The sequence below is a fragment of the Turicibacter sanguinis genome (assembly GCF_013046825.1).
Taxonomy (GTDB): Bacteria; Bacillota_I; Bacilli_A; order MOL361; family Turicibacteraceae; genus Turicibacter; species Turicibacter sanguinis.
Genome location: NZ_CP053187.1, coordinates 857,501 through 874,763, shown reverse-complemented (window position 1 = coordinate 874,763; position 17,263 = coordinate 857,501). Strand labels below are relative to the sequence as shown.

Genomic DNA, 17,263 nt, shown 5'->3' with positions numbered 1-17,263 from the left:
CAATTAATTTGATACCTACAGTAAATCACATAAAAATCACAGCATTCATATATCATCGATAATATGGTTCGAAAGTTTCTACCCCTTACCGTAAATACAGGGACTATGAAGGTTGTCTAATAATAAAGTGTATCGCAAAGTCATATGTTAGTGAAAGCAAAAATAGTCTCGATGAAGGCTTTATTTAACTTACCTAATATAATTCTTTAGAGTTACATTTAACTATTAGCACCTTTAGTTAAGTCCTAAAGGTGCTTTTTTATTTCTACAAATAAAAAAGTAGCTAAAAAGATTCTTTTGCTTTATTAAAGTAAAGAATATAGATATGTCATTGTACAGAAGTTTCTAAACTTTGAAAAACTTCTGCGTGTCCTAGCAGTTAAGAATAGATTATTTTGGATAATTGCTAAGTGATAAATGCATTGTAGTTAATCTTCGTATTGAAAAGATTTAGATACTGAGTCGGATTAAAACTATTAAAAACATATCTATTTCTAGATAGATGAAATATCTTGGTTAGCTATTAAAACAAAGAGGAGTGGATTTTAAATGAAAAATGATTTACAAATTGCAAAAGAAATTGAATTAAAACCAATTATTGAGATTGCTAAACAATTAGGGATTGAAGATGAAGTTGAATGTTATGGAAAATATAAGGCGAAAATTGACTTAAGTGTCATGAATCAAAATAAAAAAGACGGAAAATTAGTCCTAGTAACAGCTATTAGCCCAACTAAAGCCGGAGAAGGAAAAACAACGATGACAGTAGGTCTTGGGCAAGGTTTTTACCATATTGATAAGAAATCTGTTATCGCCTTACGTGAACCATCACTTGGACCAGTTATGGGACTTAAAGGTGGAGCAACTGGTGGAGGGTACTCACAAGTATTACCGATGGAAGATTTAAATCTTCACTTTACAGGAGATATTCACGCTATTACAACAGCAAACAATGCTATTTGTGCATTACTAGATAATCATATGTATCAAGGTAACGAATGTAATATTGATCCAACTAAAATTGTATTCAAACGCTGTTTAGACTTAAACGATCGTACATTACGTGATATCACGATTGGACAAGGTTCAAAAGTTAATGGAATTGAACGTAAAGATGGATTTAACATTACAGTTGCTTCTGAAATTATGGCAATCCTTTGTTTAGCTACAAGCTTAGAGGATTTAAAAGCTCGTATAGGAAATATCATCGTCGCTTATACTCCGGATGATCACCCAGTTCACGTTAAAGATTTAAAAATTGAAGGTGCAATTGCCATGTTATTAAAAGATGCAATTAAACCGAATCTAGTTCAAACATGCGAGCATACACCAGCTATCGTTCATGGAGGACCATTCGCAAATATTGCTCATGGATGTAACTCTATTATTGCAACTAAAACTGCTTTAAAACTTGGAGACTATGTGATTACTGAGGCCGGATTTGGAGCTGACTTAGGAGCAGAAAAATTCTTAGATATTAAATGTCGTGAAGGAAAACTTACACCAGACTGTGTTGTTATCGTCGCAACAATTCGTGCATTAAAAATGCATGGTGGCGTTGAATATGAAGATTTAAAAGAAGAAAACGTTGAAGCCTTATCAAAAGGAATCGAAAACTTAGCTAAACATATTGATTCAATCACGCAATTTAATTTGCCATACATCGTAGCAGTTAACCAATTCACGCATGATACAGAGGCAGAACTTGAATTCTTAACATCTTGGTGTGAACAAAATAATCATCCATGCGAAATCGCAAATGTTTGGTTAAATGGAGGAGCTGGTGCTAAGCAATTAGCAACTCGAGTTGTCTCACTAATTGAAGAGAACAATCAAACATTTAATCAAATTTATGAGCGTAACCAAACATTAGAGGAGAAAATCTTAACAATCGCTCAAAAAATTTATGGGGCACGCGGAGTAAACTATACAGACGAAGCAAAAGCGCAATTAGAAACAATAAAAAAATTAGGATACGAAGATTACTTAGTATGTATGGCTAAAACACCAGTTTCATTAAGTGATGATCCAAAAGTTCTTGGACGTCCAACTGATTTTGACATTACAATTCGTGAAGTTCGTATCTCAGCAGGAGCTGGATTCATTGTTTGCTTAACAGGTAACGTCTTAACAATGCCAGGATTACCGAAAGAACCAGCTGCTTTAAAAATGGATGTAACACCAGAGGGTGAATGTATCGGGTTATTCTAAAAGCATATATATAAGGATAGAAAAAATAAAATAGGGAGGATTTTTGATGGAGAGAATATACGAAATCTCACCCAAACCATTGGTTGGAATTATCATGGGAAGTAAATCAGATTTCGAAACAATGCAAGAAGCGATGAAAGTTTTAGAGCAATTAGAAATCTCTTATGAAGCTAGTGTCGTTTCAGCGCATCGAACACCAGATAAAATGTTTGAATATGCAGAGGCTGCACGTAATAGGGGAATTAAAGTAATCATTGCAGGAGCAGGAGGTGCTGCGCACCTTCCTGGAATGGTTGCTGCTAAAACAACACTTCCGGTTATTGGAGTACCGGTTCAATCAAGAGCTTTAAATGGACTCGATTCGTTACTATCTATTGTTCAAATGCCAGGAGGAATTCCGGTAGCTACAGTAGCTATTGGAAAAGCTGGAGCCAAAAATGCAGGATTATTAGCAGCTTCCATGTTAAGCACATCATATCAAGAAATTGCAGTTTATTTAGAAAATTATCGTAAAGAGATGACGGATTCAGTACTGGGAGATTGCGATTTAAATGAGTAAGTTAATATTACCCCCATCAACGATTGGAATTATCGGTGGAGGACAACTTGGAAGAATGATGGCAATTGCTGCTAAACAAATGGGATATAAAATTGCCGTTTTAGAACCAGTAGCAAATGGACCACTTGCCCAAGTTGCTGATATCGAAATTAATGCAACTTATGATGATGAATTAGCATTGTTATCCTTATTTAAACAAAGTGACGTCATTACCTATGAGTTTGAAAATGTCTCAAGTGAGATGATTAAGCAACTAGAATCTAAAGGGTATCTCCCCCAAGGAAATCGACCAATTGCGATTACTCAACATCGCTTTTTAGAAAAAATCGCCATTAATGATTGTGGATTTAAAACAGCACCATTCATGAAAGTCGAAAGTGAAGCGGAGTTAAGATATGCCATTAAGCAATTAGGGTACCCAGCTATTTTGAAAACGACGTGTGGTGGATATGATGGCAAAGGACAATGGATGCTAAAAACTGATGAAGATATCTTAGAAGTTATTCCTATTGTCGAAGGAACAGAATGTATCCTCGAAGGATTTGTTCCTTTTGAAAAAGAAATCTCAGTCATCGTAACAAGAGGCACAAATGGTGATGTCGAGACATTCCCGGTAGCGGAGAATATTCATCAAAATCATATCTTACACTTAAGTATCGTACCAGCTGATATTAGTTCAGAGCTTATGATAAAGGCGGAAGAAATAGCAAGAACTTTAATTGAACGTTTAGATTTTGTTGGAACACTTGCGATTGAGATGTTTGTTATAGGTGATGACATTATTATTAATGAATTAGCACCACGTCCTCATAATTCAGGACACTATACAATTGATGCTTGCAACATTTCGCAATTTGAACAACATATTCGAGCAGTATGTGGCTTACCACTAATTAAGCCAACCCTAATAGAGCCAGCTATCATGGTCAACTTGCTAGGCCAACATGTTGACTATGCCTTAAAAATGTGGACAACACCTGAATTTCATCAGGCAAAAGTTCACCTTTATGGAAAAGAAGAATTACGAGCAAATCGTAAAGTTGGACATATGACATTTACAAGTAAGAAGAGAGAAGATTTACATAAAACTGTGGAACTGTTTTTAGAAAACTTTCCAAAGTAAAAAGGGTGAGGATGAGGAAAATGAGTCAGTATCGTATTTTTGTGGAGAAGAAGGATATCTATGCAACAGAAGCTAAAAGTTTACGGCATGATTTGAATGAAAATTTACATTTAAACCTAACTAATACTCGTGTCATTAATATATATGATTTATTTAACGTTAATGAAACAGAACTTGAAACAGCGAAGCAAAATGTTTTATCTGAAATTGTAACAGATATGACAAGTGACTCAATTGAGTTAAGTGATAAAACCTATTTTGCAGTAGAATATTTACCCGGGCAATATGATCAACGTGCCGACTCAGCAATTCAATGTATTCAACTTTTAACAGGAAATGATGAGGTTCGTGTTAAGAGTGGAAAAGTGATTATTTTGGATGGAGTACAGTCAAAAGAAGAATTAGCTAAAATTAAAAACTACTATATCAATCCGATTGAAATGCGTGAAAAAGATTTAACAGCACCACTTCAATTAGATGAATCAATAGAAATTGAAGATGTCAAAACATATGAAGGATTCGTTGACTATAAAGAGGAAGCGTTAGCGGCATTCTTAAAGACACACGGGATGGCCATGTCCCTAGCAGACATCAAATTAATTCAAGATTACTTCTTAAAGGAAGAAAAACGAAATCCAACAGAAACAGAGTTAAAAGTATTAGATACTTACTGGTCAGATCACTGCCGTCACACAACGTTTGAAACATTAATTGAAAATGTAACATTCGAAAGTGGACGATTCCATGAAATTTTACAACAAACTTTCAATGAATACTGCGCAATGCGAGAGCGTGTTCACCATAATAAAAAGCCAATGACATTAATGGATATGGCAACTATTGCAATGAAAGAACAACGCAAATTAGGATTATTAAATGATTTAGAAGTGTCAGACGAAATTAATGCTTGTAGTGTTTATATAGATGTCGATGTTGATGGGGTTAACGAACCATGGTTATTAATGTTTAAAAACGAAACACACAATCATCCAACAGAAATTGAACCATTTGGTGGGGCTTCAACATGTATTGGTGGAGCAATTCGTGATCCACTATCTGGACGTTCATATGTTTACCAAGCGATGCGTATTAGTGGTGGAGCAAATGTTTTAGAATCTATCGAAGATACGATGGAAGGTAAACTTCCTCAAAAAATTATTTCAAAACGTTCAGCAGATGGAAATAGCTCTTACGGAAATCAAATTGGATTACCAACAAGCTTTGTTCGTGAAGTTTATCATGAAGGATACAAAGCAAAGCACATGGAAGTCGGAGCAGTAGTCGGAGCAGTTAAAGCAAGTGATGTTCGCCGTGAAAAACCAGCTCCTGGAGACGTCATCATTCTACTTGGTGGGCGTACAGGAAGAGATGGAATTGGTGGGGCAACAGGATCATCCAAAGCTCATAATGAAACATCAATTCAAACAGCTTCATCAGAAGTTCAAAAAGGAAATGCTCCGACTGAAAGAAAAATTCAGCGTTTATTTAGAAATGGAGAAGTAACGCGCTTAATCAAAAAATGTAATGATTTCGGAGCAGGAGGCGTAGCTGTTGCCATTGGGGAACTTGCTGATGGATTAAACATCGACTTAAATGCTGTTCCAGTCAAATACAATGGATTAAATGGAACAGAACTTGCAATTTCAGAATCGCAAGAGCGTATGGCAGTCTTGGTCGCTTCTAAAGATGTAGAAACTTTTATTAACTTTGCACATCATGAAAACTTAGAAGCAACTGTTGTTGCAGAAGTGACAAATACCAATCGTTTAGTGATGAATTGGAATGGTCGTCCAATCGTCAACTTATCACGTACTTTCTTAGATACAAATGGTGCGCGTCAAACAACAAACGTTACAATTAAAACAGATTTAGAATCTAATCCATTCCAAAGTAAAATACAAGGAAACACAATTAAAGATAAATTCCTAAATAATTTAAAACAACCAAATGTTGCATCACAGCAAGGAATGGTTGAAATGTTTGACTCAACCATTGGGGGAACGACTGTTTTAATGCCTTATGGAGGAAAATATCAATTAACTGAGACGGAAGGATCAGTTCATAAAATTCCACTACGTCATGGTGTGACAAATACAGTTAGTATGTTAACTTATGGATATAATCCAGAAATTACATCCTGGTCACCATTCCATGGAGCAGCTTATGCAGTAGTTGAATCAATGGCAAGAATCATTGCCTTAGGTGGAAGATGGCAAGGAATTCGTTTCTCATTTCAAGAATACTTTCGTCGTTTAGGACAAGACCCACAAAACTGGGGACAACCGTTTGCAGCGCTACTCGGGTCAATTTACGTTCAAAAAGGGTTTAATTTACCTGCAATCGGTGGAAAAGATAGTATGAGTGGATCATTTGAAGAATTACATGTTCCACCGACATTCATTTCATTTGCAGTTCAAACAGAAAAAGCAAACAAAGTTTTATCACCAGAATTCAAGGCACCGGAAAACTATATTTATTTAATTAAACATGAACCAACTAAAGATTTAATGCCAAATATTGAACAGTTAAAAACTAACTTTGACTATATTTATGACATGGTTACAGTCGGATGTATTAAATCAGCTTTCTCGGTTAAACAGGGAGGGATTGCTGAAGCATTAGCAAAAATGAGTTTCGGGAATAAAATTGGTGCAACCATTAAAACAGGTTATGATGTATTCGACTTAGAACTGGGATCGATTATCGTAGAGTCTGATCGACCATTATTATTTGATCATGCGCACTTACTTGGAAAAACAACATCGGAACCTTTAATCGTCATCAATCAAGAGGCCATCACGATTGAAGAAAGCTTAGAAGCATGGCAAGGAACATTTGGCAATTTATATCCAGTTGCCGCTGAAGCTGAAAAAATAGAGGTTCCAATCATTGACTATAAAAATACCATCATTAAAACATCATCAATAAAATCAACACCACAAGTATTCTTGCCAGTATTCCCAGGAACAAACTGCGAATATGATAGTGCAAGAGCCTTCGAACAAGCTGGGGCAAAATCAATCATTGATGTATTTTGTAATCAAAATCATCAAGATATTGAAGCTTCAATTGAACGTATGGTTAAACACATTAATGAATCTCAAATGTTAATGCTATCTGGAGGATTCAGTGCTGGAGATGAGCCAGATGGATCAGGAAAATTTATTACATCAGTTTTAATGAATGAACAGGTACGTGAAAGTATTGAAGGATTATTAGAGCGTGATGGATTAATCTTAGGTATTTGTAATGGATTCCAAGCATTAATTAAATCAGGATTATTACCATATGGACAGTTTGGAATGGTAACTGAAGACTCACCAACTCTAGTTAAAAACAATACGAACCGACATATGTCAAAAATTATACAAACACGTATTGCCTCAAACAAATCACCTTGGTTATCGGGGGCAAACGTTGGAGATATTCACAATATCGCAATTTCGCATGGAGAAGGGAAATTTGTAGCGAATGATGCTGTGATTAAAAAATTAATCAAAAATGGTCAAGTCGCGACTCAATACGTAGACGTAACTGGAAAACCAACAATGGATGGAATCTACAATCCTAATGGATCAATCGCTGCCATTGAAGGAATTACAAGTCCAGATGGACGCATTCTTGGAAAAATGGGGCACTCAGAGCGCATCGGAAGTCAAATTTTCAAAAATGTCCCAGGTAATTACGATCAATTACTGTTCCAAAGCGGAGTAAAATACTTTAAATAAAACGTTGAGTCTCGCAATTAACACGCGTAGGAAGTGAATAAAGTCTGAATTATCGGGAGACAGAAGAGGCTTTAGAACTTTACGAGCGTATTGCGAGAAGAAACTAGATTCAAAAGTTCTATATATAAACTGAAATGTAATCAATCGTTTTATCATCAGGCTTAGTATTTAAACCCTTTTGATACTAAGGTATAACTATAGAACCGCTAAATGTTTAAAAATCCACAAAACTTAGAGGTTCTTATATATCTAATGAGAAAGCACAGCGTCACCCTAACAAGTAAAAAGATAAAAGAGAGACTATACAAAGAGAGAAAAACGGAGGATAAGGCCATGAACCCAACTCGAGTAATGTTATATGAAGGAAAAGCAAAGCAAATTTTTAAAACGGACGATGATCACAAAGTTATTATTCATTATAAAGACGATGCAACAGCATTTAATGGGGTAAAAAAATCAAGCATCGCAAACAAAGGTATTTTAAACAATGCGATTACAACAATCATTTTTGAAATGTTAGAAAAACGTGGAGTGAAAACCCATTTCATTGAAAAATTAAATGATCGTGATCAATTATGTCATAAAGTTGAAATTGTTCCTTTAGAAATTATCGTGCGCAACATTATTGCAGGAAGTATGGCAAAACGTTTAGGAATCGAAGAAGGGACAATTCCATCGAACGTGGTTTATGAATTATGTTATAAAAATGATGCTTATGGGGATCCGTTGATTAATGAAGATCACGCGGTAGCATTAGATTTAGCGACTTATGAAGAGTTAGCAAAAATTAAAGAAATGACATTAGAAATCAACAAAGCATTGATTGAATTCTTCGACGCACAAGACATTCGCTTAATTGATTTCAAAATTGAATTTGGACGTACAAAAAATGGGGAAATTGTGTTAGCCGATGAAATCTCACCAGATACATGCCGTTTATGGGATAAAAAAACAAACGAAAAGTTAGATAAAGATCGTTTCCGTCGCGACTTAGGAAATGTTGAAGAAGCCTATATTGAAATCTTAAATCGCGTAAGTCGCTAAGGTGAATAATATGGCAGAATTAGATTTATTTTTCGAAAATAAAATGAATGAAGAGTGTGGAGTCTTTGGAATCTTCAATCATGAAAATGCAGCTGAATTAACTTATTACGGATTACATGCTCTTCAACATCGTGGTCAAGAAGGCGCTGGAATCGTTACGAGTGATGGCAAAATGCTTCATCAACATAAAGGAGAAGGACTTGTTCGAAATGTTTTTACTCAACAAGATATCGATCGTCTAAAGGGAATCCATGCGATTGGACACGTTCGTTATTCAACAGCAGGCGGAGGCGGAATTATGAACGTTCAACCTTTCCTATTCCGCTCTCAATCAGGACCACTTGGTCTTTGTCATAATGGAAATTTAGTCAATGCAAATCAACTTAAAGTCTATCTTGAAAACGAGGGAAGCATCTTTCAGACTACCTCTGATTCAGAAATTCTCGCTCATTTAATCAAACGCCAACGTGGAGATATGATGACAGCTTTGAAGGAATCCCTACTTTATATCGAGGGAGCTTTCGCCTTCCTACTATTAAAAGAAAATGAAATGTACATCGCTTTAGATAAACTGGGATTACGTCCACTATCTCTTGGTCGAATTGGTGATAAAGGAATTGTCGTTGCATCGGAAACATGTGCTTTTGATGTGATTGGAGCAGAATATTTGCGAGATGTTCATCCAGGAGAAGTCATCAGAATTGACTTAAATGGGATAACGTCAGACCGCTACGCCAAAACTTGTCATCGTAGCATGTGTAGCATGGAGTACGTTTACTTTGCAAGACCAGATAGTGATGTAGAAGGAATTAACGTTCACCAAGCACGTAAAAATTGTGGCCGAGTTCTAGCTAAAGAATCACACGTTGAAGCAGATATCGTTGTAGGAGTACCAGATTCGGGATTAAGTGCAGCTATCGGATATGCAGAAGAAGCTAATATTCCATTTGAAATTGGCATGATTAAAAATAAATACATTGGACGAACCTTTATCCAGCCCTCACAAGAACTTCGTGAACAAGGCGTTAAGATGAAATTATCAGCTGTTCGTTCAATCGTTAAAGATAAACGCGTTATTTTAATTGATGACTCAATTGTTCGTGGGACAACATCACGCCGAATGGTAGATATGTTACGTGATGCAGGGGCTAAAGAAGTTCACGTGCGTATCGCCTCACCAGAAATCAAATTTCCATGTTTTTATGGAGTTGATTTCTCAACATACGATGAATTAATTGCTGCAACCCATACAACAGAAGAAATAAGACACGTAATTGGAGCCGATTCATTAGCCTTTATTTCAGTAGAAGGACTAACAAAAGGTATTGGCCGACCTGTAACTTACGGTAAAAACTGTGGTCAATGTGTCGCATGTTTTAATGGAGACTATCCGACATATCTATATGAAGATGTTATAAATGCAAACAAAGAAGTTAAATAAGGGGTGGAGAAGATGAGTAAAGCGTACGAACAATCAGGTGTAAGTCTAGAAGCAGGTTACGAATCGGTTAATCGAATCAAAAAACATATCGCAAAAACGAATCGTCCAGGAGTATTTTCGGGAATTGGATCATTTGGTGCTATGTTTGATTTATCGTCACTTGATTACCAAAACCCTCTCTTAGTATCGGGGACAGATGGAGTCGGAACTAAGTTAATGGTGGCAATTAAAGCAGATGTTCATGACACAATTGGAATCGATTGCGTCGCAATGTGTGTGAATGATATCGTTGTACAAGGAGCAGAACCCTTATATTTCTTAGATTACGTGGCGGTTGGAAAAAATGAACCTGCTAAAATTGAGGCTATCGTTAAAGGAGTAGCAGATGGATGTGAGCAAGCGGGAGCTGCTTTAATCGGTGGGGAAACAGCCGAAATGCCAGATATGTATGAGCATGGACATTATGATTTAGCTGGATTTGCAGTTGGAGTTGTTGAAAAAGATGAATTAATCACGGGTGAAAAAGTAAGTGAAGGTGATATCATCATCGGACTTTCATCAAGTGGAATTCACTCAAATGGATACTCATTAGTACGTAAAATCTTATTCAAAGACCATAACGTCGATTTAAACCAATACGTTGAATCACTTCAAGCCACAGTAGCAGAGGCCGTCTTAGCACCAACAAAAATCTACGTTAAACCAATCTTGGCTTTACTAAAAGAAGTTGAAGTACATGGGATGGCTCACATTACAGGTGGAGGATTTGATGAGAACATTCCACGTACATTACCAGAGGGGCACGGAGTCGTCATTAATAAAAACTCATATCCAATGCCTCCAATCTTTAATTACTTAAAAGAACTTGGAAACTTAGACGAGCGCGAAATGTATAACGTCTTTAACATGGGAATTGGAATGATTATCATTGTATCAAAAGACTCAGTTCAAAAAACAATGGAGGTCTTAACAGAAGCAGGAGAAACTCCACATATCATCGGTCACGTTGTAGCTGAAGAAGGAGTACAACTAGTATGAAAAAAATAGTTGTCTTTGCTTCAGGGAATGGTAGTAACTTTCAAACTATCGTTGAAAAATTACATAAACAAGCCTGCGAAGTAGCACTGCTTGTTTGTGATAAACCGGGTGCCTATTGCATTGAAAGAGCTCATAAAATGAACATTCCAACCTTCGTTTTTAATTCAAAAGAATATTCTAGTAAAGAAGCCTTCGAACAAGAAATCTGTACTCAGTTAATCCCCCTTAACCCAGATTTAATTGTTTTAGCAGGCTACATGCGCATTGTTGGTCAAACTTTATTAGATGTTTACGAAGGAAAAATCATTAACATCCATCCTGCATTATTACCAGCTTTTCCTGGTCGGGATGGAATCACAGACGCATTAAAATATGGGGTTAAAATTATGGGAGTGACTGTTCATTACGTTGATTCAGGTATTGATACAGGGATGATTATTGACCAAGTTTGTTTTAAACGTACAGGGTTAGAGACAAGAGAAGAAATAGAGCAAAAAATTCATGACTTAGAACATGAGCTATATCCAACTGTCATTAAACAATTGCTAAATATTTAGGAGGATGAAGAGAGATGAAACGTGCATTAGTAAGTGTGTCAGATAAAACAAACTTAGTGCCATTTGTACAAAATTTAATTGAATTAGGATACGATATTATTTCAACAGGTGGAACAAAAAAGTCATTAGAAGAAGCGGGAATGAATATTATTTCCATTGACGAGGTGACAGGGTTCCCGGAAATTTTAGAAGGACGTGTCAAAACGCTTCATCCATTAGTTCATGGTGGTCTATTAGCAAAACGTGGTGATGAATATCACCAACAACAAGTAGCAAAAAACAACATCGAGTACATAGATTTAGTTTGTGTTAACTTATATCCATTTGCAAAAACAATTCAAAATCCTGAATCAACACATGAAGATAAAATTGAAAACATCGATATCGGTGGACCTTCAATGCTACGTTCTGCAGCTAAAAACTTTAATGACGTAACAGTCGTTGTAGATGTTAAAGATTACGATCAAATTATTGATGAAATTCGTGAACATGGAAATACAACCTTAAACACGCGTCAAAAATTAGCTGGAAAAGTATTTAATCATACAGCAGCCTATGATGCAATGATTGCAAACTACTTTAATCAAATCAACGAAATTGAAATTCCAGAAAAACTTACTGTTACATACGACCTAAAACAATCATTACGCTATGGAGAAAATCCACATCAGTCAGCAGCATTTTATCAAACATTAGAAAAACCATCTTACAGTGTAGTGGCGAGTGAACAATTACATGGAAAAGAATTGTCATACAACAATATTGCAGATGCTAATGCGGCACTTGAAATTTTAGCTGAATTTGAAGCACCAGCAGCGGTTGCGGTAAAACATATGAATCCATGTGGTGTTGGAATTGGATCAACAATCGAGGAAGCTTATGCAAAAGCATATGAAGCAGATTCAACGTCAATCTTTGGTGGAATTGTTGCTCTTAACCGTGAAGTTAGCAAAGAAGTAGCAACAGAACTTCATAAAATCTTCTTAGAAATTATTATTGCACCAAGTTTTACAGAAGAAGCATTACAAATTTTAAAACAAAAGAAAAATATCCGCCTATTAACAACAGACATGTCAAATCGTCGTCAACTAGGACATAAATTAACAACAGTTAAAGGTGGATTATTACAACAAGACTTAGACACACTAGAAGTAACACTTGAAGACTTAGAATGTGTAACAGAAGTAAAACCAACACAAGAAGACTTAGAACAATTATTATTTGGATTTAAAGTTGTAAAACATGTGAAGTCGAATGCGATTGCTTTAGTGAAAGATAATATGACTGTAGGAGTTGGTGCAGGCCAAATGAATCGCGTCGGTGCGGCTAAAATTGCACTTGAACAAGCTAATGAATTGGCATCAGGTTCATATTTAGCATCAGATGCTTTCTTCCCGATGTCGGATACAGTTGAATTAGCTGCTAAATATGGAGTTAAAGCAATCATTCAACCAGGTGGATCGATTAAAGATCAAGATTCTATTGATGCTTGTAATAAATTTGGAATTGCGATGGTATTTACAAAAGTAAGACATTTTAAACATTAATTTGGTGAGGATAGGGAGAAATTTATGAAAGTTTTAGTTATTGGGCGTGGGGGACGTGAGCATGCCATCATAAAAAAATTAATGCGCGATAAAAAAGTTTCTCAAATTTTCTGTGCACCAGGAAATGATGGAATGATTGAGGCAACTTTAGTACCAATTGAGGAAACAAACGTAGCGGCACTTACTGACTTTGCGTTGGAAAATCAAATTGATTTAACCATAGTGGGGCCAGAAATGGCTCTTGTAGCGGGAGTTGTTAATAGTTTCAATTCAAAAGGATTAAAAGTGTTTGGCCCAACTAAAGAAGCAGCTTTAATTGAAGGCAGTAAAGCCTTTGCTAAGCAGATGATGTCAAAATATAATATTCCAACGGCAGTATATAAAGAATTTACAGAATTTGAGCCCGCGGTTGAGTATTTAAAAACACAGTCTATGCCAATTGTTATTAAAGCAGATGGACTAGCTGCTGGCAAAGGTGTAGTTATTTGTCAAACATTAGAAGAAGGAATTGAGACTTTAGAATCAATGTTATTATATCGTCAGTTTGATGAGGCCTCTTCGAAAGTAGTGATCGAGGAGTTCTTGGAAGGTGAAGAGTTTTCGTTAATGGCTTTTGTCGCAAATGAACTTTATAACCCAATGCCTATTGCACGTGATTATAAGCGTGCATATGATAATGATGAAGGGTTGAACACAGGAGGAATGGGGAATCACAGTCCACATCCGCTTATTTTGGAATCAGATTATGAGGAAGCGATTAAAATGGTTATTGGACCAATGACGAAGGCAATGATTGCTGAAAATATACCATTTACGGGAATCTTATATGCTGGATTAATGAAAACATCGTCAGGTATTAAAGTTATTGAATTCAATGCTCGCTTTGGAGATCCAGAAACGGAAGTGCTACTTCCTCGTTTAGAGACAGACCTTTCTGAAATCATGTTATCACTGCTTGAGGGGAAAGAAATCGAGTGTGTATGGTCAGATAAACCAACTGTTGGAGTTGTGTTAGCCGCTAAAGGTTATCCAGGAAATTATAATAAAGGCGCAATTATTAAAGGTCTTGATTTACTGGAAGATGTAGACGTTTGTCACATGGGAACTAAATTAGTAGATGGAGACTATACAACAAACGGTGGACGCGTTCTCTTTGTTGTTGGAAGTGGTGAAACTTTAGACAAAGCTCGAACTAATGTTTATCGACAAATAGAAAAAATTACTTGTGATGATTTGTTCTACAGACTAGACATTGCAAAGAAATTTGTCGAGTAAAAATATAAAAAGGGAGATCTTTGTAATCTCCCTTTAAGTCTATTTTTATTACATATTTGCAAAGCATAATGACAAAATTTTTAAAAAGATGTATTTTATAAATGAGCTTGTAATTTTATGAAGTGGGTGAGAAAGTGAGTAAGGTATTATTTACGCCAGGTCCTACGAATATTCCAATGGAAATTCGAGAAGTATTAGGGCAAGATTTAATTCATCATCGTATGGCTGATTATCATCAATTAATTAAAGATGTAAACGAAGGGTTAAAAAGAATATTTGATACTAAAAATGATGTAATTATTTTAACATCTTCAGGAACAGGGTCAATGGAGTCAACAATCGTTAACCTATTCTCTAATGGGGATGAAGTTTTAGTCATTAATACAGGATGGTTTGGTCAAAGATTTATTGAAATTTGTACTGTATATGGATTAAAAGTACATGAGTTAGCTTATGATTGGGGAAAAAGTTATGAGTTAAATGATGTAAAAGAAATTTTAGAAAAATATCCCGAAATTAAAGGTGTATTTGTAACTTATCATGAGACAGCAACAGGTGTTGTAAATAATTTGAAAGCTTTAGGGGATTTAACGAAAGATACAAATCGTTTATTAATTGCGGATTGTATTAGTGGGATGGTTGTACAAGAGTTCCATTTAGATGAATGGGGAGTAGATTGTGCGGTGGCAAGTAGTCAAAAAGGATTCCACTTACCTCCTGGATTGAGTTTTGTAGCCTTAAGTGATAAAGCAAAATTGAGTTTAGAATATTCAAATCTCCCAAAATATTATTTCGATTATAAAAAATATCTTCATTATTATGAAGTAAAATCAGAACAGCCATTTACTCCAGCAATTTCTATCGTTGTAGCATTAAAAACAGCATTAGATGGATTGTTGAATCAAGGTCTTGAAAGCGTGATTGCAAATAAAGTTCAAGTTCGAAAATATGCTGAAGAAAAACTTGCAAATCTCGGCCTTGAATTATTTATTAAAGACGAAAGTATTAGAGGAAATGTGTTAGTTCCCGTATTAGCTCCTGAAAATATCAATGCTAGCAAATTGACTGCTTTAATTGATGAAAGATATAACTTTACTGTAGCAGGTGGAATGGGTTCATATGCAGGTAAAATGTTACGCGTTGGAATTATAGGGGAAATCACAAAACAAGAAATTGATTTGTTAGTGCAATACATAAAAGAAGTTTTACCGGAATGTCAAAAGTAGCTTTAGAGGGGAGAATACATAATGAAGCCACAATTCGAATTAGAACGTAATACTGCAGTTATTAACTTTTCTGCACATTATTGCAATACTGAAGATGAATTATTAAATAGTCAAGGGTTTGAGAAAGTATTAACACGTTTCTTAAATAGATTGAAAAAGAAAGAATCACCAATTTATGAACAATTAGTTTATGTATGTGGTGAAAATCGAGTAGCAACGGAGTTAACATCACTTTTTAAATTATTATTGGTATTAGAGATTGATGAAGTTATGCAAATGAATCGATCATTTATAGTGTTACTTCAACACAAGGATACATTGATAGAATTTATTGAAGCATTATACGATTACTGGCGTCGTCTAGAACGGTACAGTGTCATTTATAACAGTACAGAAGGAACTGGGATTCAAAAAATAAAATTTATCGAGGCAAATAATGACTTTACTAATTTAGTATTAAAGGTTTATCGTACTATTGAAGAGCGTTTAATGGGACATCGTCAAAATGTGTATCGCCAATTAATTGTTGGAGCAAATGCAGGTTTAGTATTAAATGAAATTCAATGGGATTTTCCAATGCAATATAGGGGGCTAAGATATCCGGCGTTTATTGAGTCCATTGTATTAACACCGCCATTTATCACTTATCCTAAACGAACAAAAAGGGATGGAATTTTCGAAGAGGTTTTTATAAATCCACTTGATGGATTATATCTAGATCCAAATAATTGGTTTGTGTATCCTGCAAAAGTAGGAACTGCCCTAGCCTACGTATATTTTCATCGTGATTTTATGGCTCAAGGGGTTACAATGTGTAACTTATTTGAATTAGCAGAGTTGGAAGAATGTAAAGACAGAAAACCTGATTTAATTTATGTTTATGGAAATAAAGATAAAGAAGATCGTGCGGTATTCTATCAAGATAAAGAAAATGACATTATGATTGGATATGCGACCTATAGTGAAAATCACGATTATTTTGGTTATATGAAAAAAATGATTTTAACTTTATATAATGTCAAAATGATTAATGAGAAAAAACTTCCATTACATGGTGCTATGATTGAATTAACATTAAAAAATGGTATTCAAAGTAATATTGTAGTAATTGGAGATAGTGGAGCAGGTAAGTCAGAAACACTAGAAGCAATGCGTTTGATGGCAGAAGATGAAATTAAAGATATGAAAACTATTTTTGATGACATGGGAACGTTGGCAATCGAAAAAGGTGAAATTCGTGCGTACGGTACTGAGATTGGAGCCTTTGTACGCTTAGATGATTTGGATACAGGATATGCATATCGCACAATTGATCGAAGTATTTTTATGAATCCAGATAAAACGAATGCACGTATTGTAATTCCAGTTGCAACTTATAAAGATATTACAACTGGGCGTCCTGTTGACATGGTCTTATATGCTAATAACTATGAAGAAGATGGTGCTGAATTTGAATTTTTTAATAATATAGATGAAGCAAAAGATGTATTTGTAAGAGGAGCACGTAAGGCAAA

The 17,263-nt window shown here is 35.4% G+C and carries 12 protein-coding genes and 1 riboswitch (1 of these 13 only partly in view); all 12 genes read left to right on the top strand.

Annotated features, from left to right (window positions below):
• Positions 1–25: 25 nt before the first annotated feature.
• Positions 26–126: riboswitch (purine riboswitch) on the top strand.
• Between the two features lie 423 nt (positions 127–549).
• Entirely contained in the window at positions 550–2,211 is a 1,662-nt protein-coding gene (locus tag HLK68_RS04280) for a formate--tetrahydrofolate ligase (protein ID WP_006784954.1), read from the top strand.
• Between the two features lie 46 nt (positions 2,212–2,257).
• Entirely contained in the window at positions 2,258–2,770 is a 513-nt protein-coding gene (purE, locus tag HLK68_RS04275; protein ID WP_055164430.1) for a 5-(carboxyamino)imidazole ribonucleotide mutase, read from the top strand.
• Entirely contained in the window at positions 2,763–3,893 is a 1,131-nt protein-coding gene (gene purK, locus HLK68_RS04270; protein WP_006784956.1) for a 5-(carboxyamino)imidazole ribonucleotide synthase, read from the top strand. The genes purE and purK overlap by 8 nt, the downstream gene beginning before the upstream one ends.
• Before the next feature lie 20 nt (positions 3,894–3,913).
• Positions 3,914–7,621 carry a phosphoribosylformylglycinamidine synthase gene (locus HLK68_RS04265; RefSeq protein WP_132942739.1) on the top strand — a complete coding sequence of 1,236 codons (3,708 nt, stop codon included), beginning with the start codon at positions 3,914–3,916 and terminating at the stop codon, positions 7,619–7,621.
• 333 nt (positions 7,622–7,954) lie between these two features.
• Positions 7,955–8,665: a phosphoribosylaminoimidazolesuccinocarboxamide synthase gene (gene purC, locus HLK68_RS04260; protein ID WP_006784958.1), complete on the top strand. Its 711-nt coding sequence runs from the start codon at positions 7,955–7,957 to the stop codon at positions 8,663–8,665.
• Positions 8,666–8,675: 10 nt separating this feature from the next.
• A complete protein-coding gene (purF, locus tag HLK68_RS04255) occupies positions 8,676–10,106 on the top strand; it encodes an amidophosphoribosyltransferase (protein WP_006784959.1) in 1,431 nt (476 codons plus the stop codon).
• Between the two features lie 12 nt (positions 10,107–10,118).
• Positions 10,119–11,144: a phosphoribosylformylglycinamidine cyclo-ligase gene (gene purM / locus HLK68_RS04250; RefSeq protein WP_006784960.1), complete on the top strand. Its 1,026-nt coding sequence runs from the start codon at positions 10,119–10,121 to the stop codon at positions 11,142–11,144.
• Positions 11,141–11,701 (top strand): phosphoribosylglycinamide formyltransferase, encoded by a 561-nt coding sequence (gene purN, locus HLK68_RS04245; protein WP_132942738.1) that lies wholly within the window; start codon positions 11,141–11,143, stop codon positions 11,699–11,701. Before purM ends, purN begins: the two co-directional genes overlap by 4 nt.
• A gap of 14 nt (positions 11,702–11,715) precedes the next feature.
• Positions 11,716–13,248 carry a bifunctional phosphoribosylaminoimidazolecarboxamide formyltransferase/IMP cyclohydrolase gene (purH, locus tag HLK68_RS04240; protein ID WP_132942737.1) on the top strand — a complete coding sequence of 511 codons (1,533 nt, stop codon included), beginning with the start codon at positions 11,716–11,718 and terminating at the stop codon, positions 13,246–13,248.
• A gap of 24 nt (positions 13,249–13,272) precedes the next feature.
• A complete protein-coding gene (gene purD / locus HLK68_RS04235) occupies positions 13,273–14,523 on the top strand; it encodes a phosphoribosylamine--glycine ligase (protein ID WP_006784963.1) in 1,251 nt (416 codons plus the stop codon).
• 134 nt (positions 14,524–14,657) lie between these two features.
• Positions 14,658–15,749 (top strand): pyridoxal-phosphate-dependent aminotransferase family protein, encoded by a 1,092-nt coding sequence (locus HLK68_RS04230; protein WP_006784964.1) that lies wholly within the window; start codon positions 14,658–14,660, stop codon positions 15,747–15,749.
• Positions 15,750–15,770: 21 nt separating this feature from the next.
• Positions 15,771–17,263 carry the 5' portion of a zinc-binding metallopeptidase family protein gene (locus HLK68_RS04225; protein ID WP_055164436.1) on the top strand. 232 nt of this gene lie beyond the right edge of the window, so 1,493 of the gene's 1,725 nt are visible here — the first part of the coding sequence; it begins with the start codon at positions 15,771–15,773; the stop codon falls past the right edge of the window.

Excerpts from the sequence above, each read along its gene's own strand:
- purF (WP_006784959.1), top strand. The coding sequence starts at position 8,676 with ATGGCAGAATTAGATTTATTTTTCGAAAATAAAATGAATGAAGAGTGT.
- purH (WP_132942737.1), top strand. The coding sequence starts at position 11,716 with ATGAAACGTGCATTAGTAAGTGTGTCAGATAAAACAAACTTAGTGCCA.
- purN (WP_132942738.1), top strand. The coding sequence starts at position 11,141 with ATGAAAAAAATAGTTGTCTTTGCTTCAGGGAATGGTAGTAACTTTCAA.
- purC (WP_006784958.1), top strand. The coding sequence starts at position 7,955 with ATGAACCCAACTCGAGTAATGTTATATGAAGGAAAAGCAAAGCAAATT.
- HLK68_RS04265 (WP_132942739.1), top strand. The coding sequence starts at position 3,914 with ATGAGTCAGTATCGTATTTTTGTGGAGAAGAAGGATATCTATGCAACA.
- purK (WP_006784956.1), top strand. The coding sequence starts at position 2,763 with ATGAGTAAGTTAATATTACCCCCATCAACGATTGGAATTATCGGTGGA.
- purE (WP_055164430.1), top strand. The coding sequence starts at position 2,258 with ATGGAGAGAATATACGAAATCTCACCCAAACCATTGGTTGGAATTATC.
- HLK68_RS04280 (WP_006784954.1), top strand. The coding sequence starts at position 550 with ATGAAAAATGATTTACAAATTGCAAAAGAAATTGAATTAAAACCAATT.
- purD (WP_006784963.1), top strand. The coding sequence starts at position 13,273 with ATGAAAGTTTTAGTTATTGGGCGTGGGGGACGTGAGCATGCCATCATA.
- purM (WP_006784960.1), top strand. The coding sequence starts at position 10,119 with ATGAGTAAAGCGTACGAACAATCAGGTGTAAGTCTAGAAGCAGGTTAC.